This window comes from Rhizobium leucaenae USDA 9039 (assembly GCF_000426285.1).
In the GTDB taxonomy this organism is placed as follows: Bacteria; Pseudomonadota; Alphaproteobacteria; order Rhizobiales; family Rhizobiaceae; genus Rhizobium; species Rhizobium leucaenae.
Map to the genome: position 1 here is coordinate 1 of NZ_AUFB01000078.1, position 4539 is coordinate 4539.

The following is a 4539-nucleotide window of genomic DNA, read 5'->3' on the forward strand; positions in this document are numbered from 1 at the left end:
GTGGTGTCCCTCAGGTTGGCTCTAAGCAACCCGACCCTACCGGAAATCACCGATGGCTATGAAATCAAGCTACACCACTCCATGGGACACGATCAATCTTCAGACTGCAACGCGTCTGCTATGTCGCTTATTGTCGGACTCAAGACTTTTTTGAACGCCAGATAGATCGACCCTCGGAGTGATCGCTCTGCCGTAGACCCACTTTTGTTTGGCACGAAACTTGTGTGTTTATCGCAGACCGCCGGGAGCAAGCCGCAGCAAGGGCACCGGTCCTGATCTCGGCTGGTCGTCACAAAATTGAAGTCAACGACATAGGGCACAGAACGGACCGGACGATTGATCCTGTGGGCGTCAAAGGGTTCTGGCGAACACTGCATCGATAACCTGCCAAAAACCCAGTCGGCAGCGAGAATGTCGAGGTTGACGACAAATATCCGCAGAGATGCAATCAACGGAGTTAAGGATGAATAGATATTTTTGCGAATTACTAGGAACGTTTGCGCTCATTTTCTTCGGCTGCGGCACACTCGTCTTTATGCGTTCCGAGGTGGGCCCCCTCGGTGTCGCTCTTGCCTTCGGGATGACAGTGGTGGCGATGGCCTACGCGATTGGCCCAGTATCAGGCGCTCATCTCAATCCCGCGGTCAGCCTCGGTTTTCTTGTTTCGCGACGGTTTGGACTGTGGGACTTCCTCGCGTATGTCTTGGCTCAAAGTGCGGGGGCTATAGCGGCCGCAGGCGCTCTCTATGTGATAGCCATGGACAAAGTCGGTGGCTACGACATTGCCGTAGAAGGTTTCGCCCAAAACGGCTGGGGAGCTTATGGGGTCAGATCTGTGTTCCTGTTTGAGTTCATCTCCACGTTCCTGTTTGTAACGGTATTTCTCAAAAGCACCACCGAGGAAGGGGCGGGCACTGTCGCAGGTTTTGCAATTGGTCTTACCTTAGTCGCAATCCATCTGGCCGGCATTTCGGTTTCGGGTGCTTCTGTAAACCCTGCACGGTCGCTCGGCCCGGCGCTCTTTGCAGGGGAGACGGCGCGCTCACAGCTCTGGCTCTATATAATTGCACCGATGCTCGGTGCTGTTGCGGCGGGCCTTCTGCAACTCACTGAAGTTCTCGCGTTTCGACCAACAAGCAACTCGCTGAAGCGCAATGGCGCTACTCTTGCAGGGCGAAGTAGAGCTGATGCAGCTCGCCACTTCCAACCGCGCCCCTGACCGGGATTTCGACGGACTTCACATTTCCTTGGCGGCGAACCGCCCCGCCCCCGAGCCAGTATGGGGCTACATGTCACGTGATTCCATTTCCGCCGTTTCATTGTCACCTAAGCCGGTTCCAATCTCGTCTTTAGGGCGCATCGACCTTCTTTCCCGAGAGGAAAATCGGACCGCGGCCAGTATTGGAAAAAACTTGGGTCCATTCAGACCTAGCCCAACGGCCGAAAATACGTCCGATCGATATTGCGGCTGATGCTCCTTCAGGAGTCCTCTGTGAGCGGTTCGAACGCGAGCACTTTTTGGCTTCACCTGCAAACACTCTCTGCTCACCATTATGAGCGCTGCTCATGGATCCATGAAGGAATGCCATTTCAGTTTTGGTTCGCCTCATGATATTGGCCGCTGGGGTCAAGGATATCGCCTCGCCCGCGTCCATAGGACGAAGAGCATCAGCCTTGCAGGAAAGCCATCGGCCAGCACTTGTGCCGATATACTACCATTGCTTGTCGTAGCGATATAATAACAACCCTTAGGCCGTAAATCGTCCGGCCAGCGTCAAAAGAAGAGGTCTTTGAATGCGCGCAGACGTGCAGTGGAAATTGTGCTGGGAAAATGAGTTGCAACTCTCCGATCATGTCGAACTCGCCGAGTTCTTTCGGAAGACATACGGGCCGACTGGCGCGTTTAATGCAAAGCCGTTCCAAGGCAGTCAAAGCTGGGCCGGAGCAAGACCGGAGCTTCGTGCGATCGCGTACGACTCGATCGGTGTTGCGGCCCATCTGGGCTTGCTGCGCCGCTTCATCAAAGTTGACGGGGTAGACCTTTTGGTGGCTGAGCTAGGTTTATATGGAGTGCGTCCGGATCTCGAGGGGCTCGGCATCGCCCATTCGATTCAGGTTATGCTTCCCACATTGCAGAAGTTTCAAGTTCCATTCGCCTTCGGTACGGTTCGACCCGAGCTGCGGAAACACATTGAAAGATTCGGCCGACACAGTCCACTGACTGTTGTGTCGCAGGTGAGCGTACGATCTACGCTGCCACACGCACGCATCGACTTGCCGCCCACCCGTGTCGAGGATCCGCTTGTCATCATTATGCCGATTGGACAGCCCATCTCCGCCTGGCCAGCCGGTACGATGATCGACCGGAACGGACCGGAGTTATGAGCTACCTCGACTGCTAGCGGAAGTGCTCAGGCTCCTCGTGGAGCTCACTGTCCCAAGCGCAATCCGGTCCGGTCATCGGCAGGATCATATCGGCCGCCATCGGATGAAGAAATATGCGGTTCAATGGCCTTGATCTCAATCTTCTGGTTGCGCTCGACGCCCTGATGAGCGAACGTAATCTGACGGCGGCGGCGCGCAGCATTAACCTGAGCCAGCCAGCCATGAGCGCGGCGGTCGCACGGCTGCGCACCTTCTTCCAAGATGAGCTGTTTACGATCGCTGGGCGCGAATTTATCCCCACACCTAGGGCAGAAAGCCTGGCACCCGCCTTGCGAGATGCTCTGCTCCATGTTCAGCTCTCCATTATTTCCAGAGAGCCGTTTGAGCCCGCCCAATCGGATCGTCGCTTCAAAGTTATCCTTTCCGATTACGTCGCGCTCGTATTTTTCGAAAAAGTCGTTGAGCGCGCGGCGCGGGAAGCTCCTGCTGTCAGCTTCGAATTTCGGCCCCCGGGCGATGACACTGATGATTTACTCCGGCGCGGCGACGTCGATCTTCTCATTTTGCCGGAAGTGTTCGCGTCGAACACCCATCCCCGAGCAGGGCTGTTCGATGATGTCCACGTGTGCGTAGGCTGCACCTCGAACAAGCAACTGGAAGAGCCGTTTACGTTCGAGAGATACATGTCGATGGGACACGTTGTGGTCAAGTTTGGGAATGTCCGTAGGCCTGGCATCGAGGAATGGTATTTGCTCGAATATGGTCACAAGAGACGCATCGACGTCGTCGTGCATGGCTTCAGCATGATCCCGCCGATGGTTTCGGGCAACGAACGCATAGGAACCATGCCCTTACGGCTGGCGCAGCATTTCGCAAAAACCATACCCCTGCAAATCGTTGAGCTTCCGCTACCACTACTCCTTCCGTTCACCGAAGCCGTACAATGGCCCGCTCTGCACAATAGTGATCCGGCAAGCCTCTGGATACGCGAACTCTTATTCAAGGAGGCGTCCCACATGATTTCGCCGCCGGGCGCGGCCGAACCTCATATGCACCGGATTAGCACCGGCCCTGACCCGCTCACCTGCGATCGGCGAACTTGATAACGGGCGGAGAAGTCACGTGCTTTGCCCTTCACTTTAAGATTTACACAAGCCAATTGGGTTCGACCGCACGGCGATAACCGGTCGCAACGTTATTTTGCGTCCGGGCGCAGCGGAACAGCATGGATGCTCCAGTTGAACGAAAACTCGAATAATTGCAGCGGTCCGATCGACAGGAAGGACGAGCTGCCATAACTCGGGTCGCCTTTGCGGACTGCAGGCATAAGGCTCAGCACCCGTTACCGAGGCGATCGACGTTAGCCGTTACTTTGCAGAGTGCCGGTAAAAGACATCCGCCAGAATGTGGTGATCATGGCGGTAGACTTCAGCCATGATATTGTAGAGCTCTGGATCGTGAGCCTCGAACTCGTCTGATGTGGCGACGGTGAGTGCACCATGGCTGTAAGCTGTATTCGTATTGAACCAAAACCGCGTGCCTTCGGCCCAATACTCATCGACGGTGTTCTCCATATACGAACGCGCCCAGAGTCCTTTCTCGCGGGCGTGGAAATAGGCTTTTTCAACTCGCGCGACGAGATCAGGATCCACCGTGCGAAGCGCGTTGAAGATATTATGTGAGAATTCGTGAACAAGAATGTTTCCTCCGTAATAGCGAGTGCCAGGCACGCCCATCAAATTTTCCACGGCCCCCGTCGTGTAGAGCCCGCCCATGCCGCGTGCCCGTTGGGCCCAGTATTCCCGGGCAGTCATCTTGTCGATCGTGTTGGCGTAATTCCGCCGTTCGTCGGGGGTGAGGCGGGGATCATCGGGCGCCGGCTTCTTCCAATCCCGCTGCTCCGGAATGTCAGTCGTCGTCTCGTCGATCGCCATGATGCCCACCCGCGCCCCGGCCCAGATTAAGGCATCGCGAACATCACGACGTTCTGACAACATGTATAGGACAATGTCACGTGCGATTAAAAGTGCCGTGTCTGGAACCTTTTCGGACGAGATAATAGTCTTACTGCGTCACAAATTTGTGGATTTTATCGATCCTTCATCCGGGAGCAGCATGGACATCGCTGGAGGTTGCGACTGAGTGCGACGGTCA

The 4539-nt window shown here is 55.6% G+C and carries 4 protein-coding genes; 3 read left to right on the forward strand and 1 reads right to left on the reverse strand.

What is annotated here, in order from left to right:
• The first annotated feature begins 463 nt into the window (after window positions 1-463).
• The 3 genes from K290_RS0133120 to K290_RS0133130 all read left to right on the forward strand — a co-directional run bounded on the left by K290_RS0133120 (window position 464) and on the right by K290_RS0133130 (window position 3488).
• Window positions 464-1219: an aquaporin gene (locus K290_RS0133120; protein WP_004112693.1), complete on the forward strand. Its 756-nt coding sequence runs from the start codon at window positions 464-466 to the stop codon at window positions 1217-1219.
• A 575-nt stretch (window positions 1220-1794) separates the two neighbouring features.
• A complete protein-coding gene (locus tag K290_RS0133125; RefSeq protein WP_004112689.1) occupies window positions 1795-2385 on the forward strand; it encodes a NodA family N-acyltransferase in 591 nt (196 codons plus the stop codon).
• Window positions 2386-2498: 113 nt separating this feature from the next.
• Window positions 2499-3488 carry a LysR family transcriptional regulator gene (locus K290_RS0133130; RefSeq protein ID WP_004112688.1) on the forward strand — a complete coding sequence of 330 codons (990 nt, stop codon included), beginning with the start codon at window positions 2499-2501 and terminating at the stop codon, window positions 3486-3488.
• Window positions 3489-3752: 264 nt separating this feature from the next.
• Here K290_RS0133130 and K290_RS35735 read toward each other — a convergent pair whose 3' ends face one another.
• Window positions 3753-4319 (reverse strand): hypothetical protein, encoded by a 567-nt coding sequence (locus K290_RS35735; protein WP_120671006.1) that lies wholly within the window; start codon window positions 4317-4319, stop codon window positions 3753-3755.
• Window positions 4320-4539: the final 220 nt, after the last annotated feature.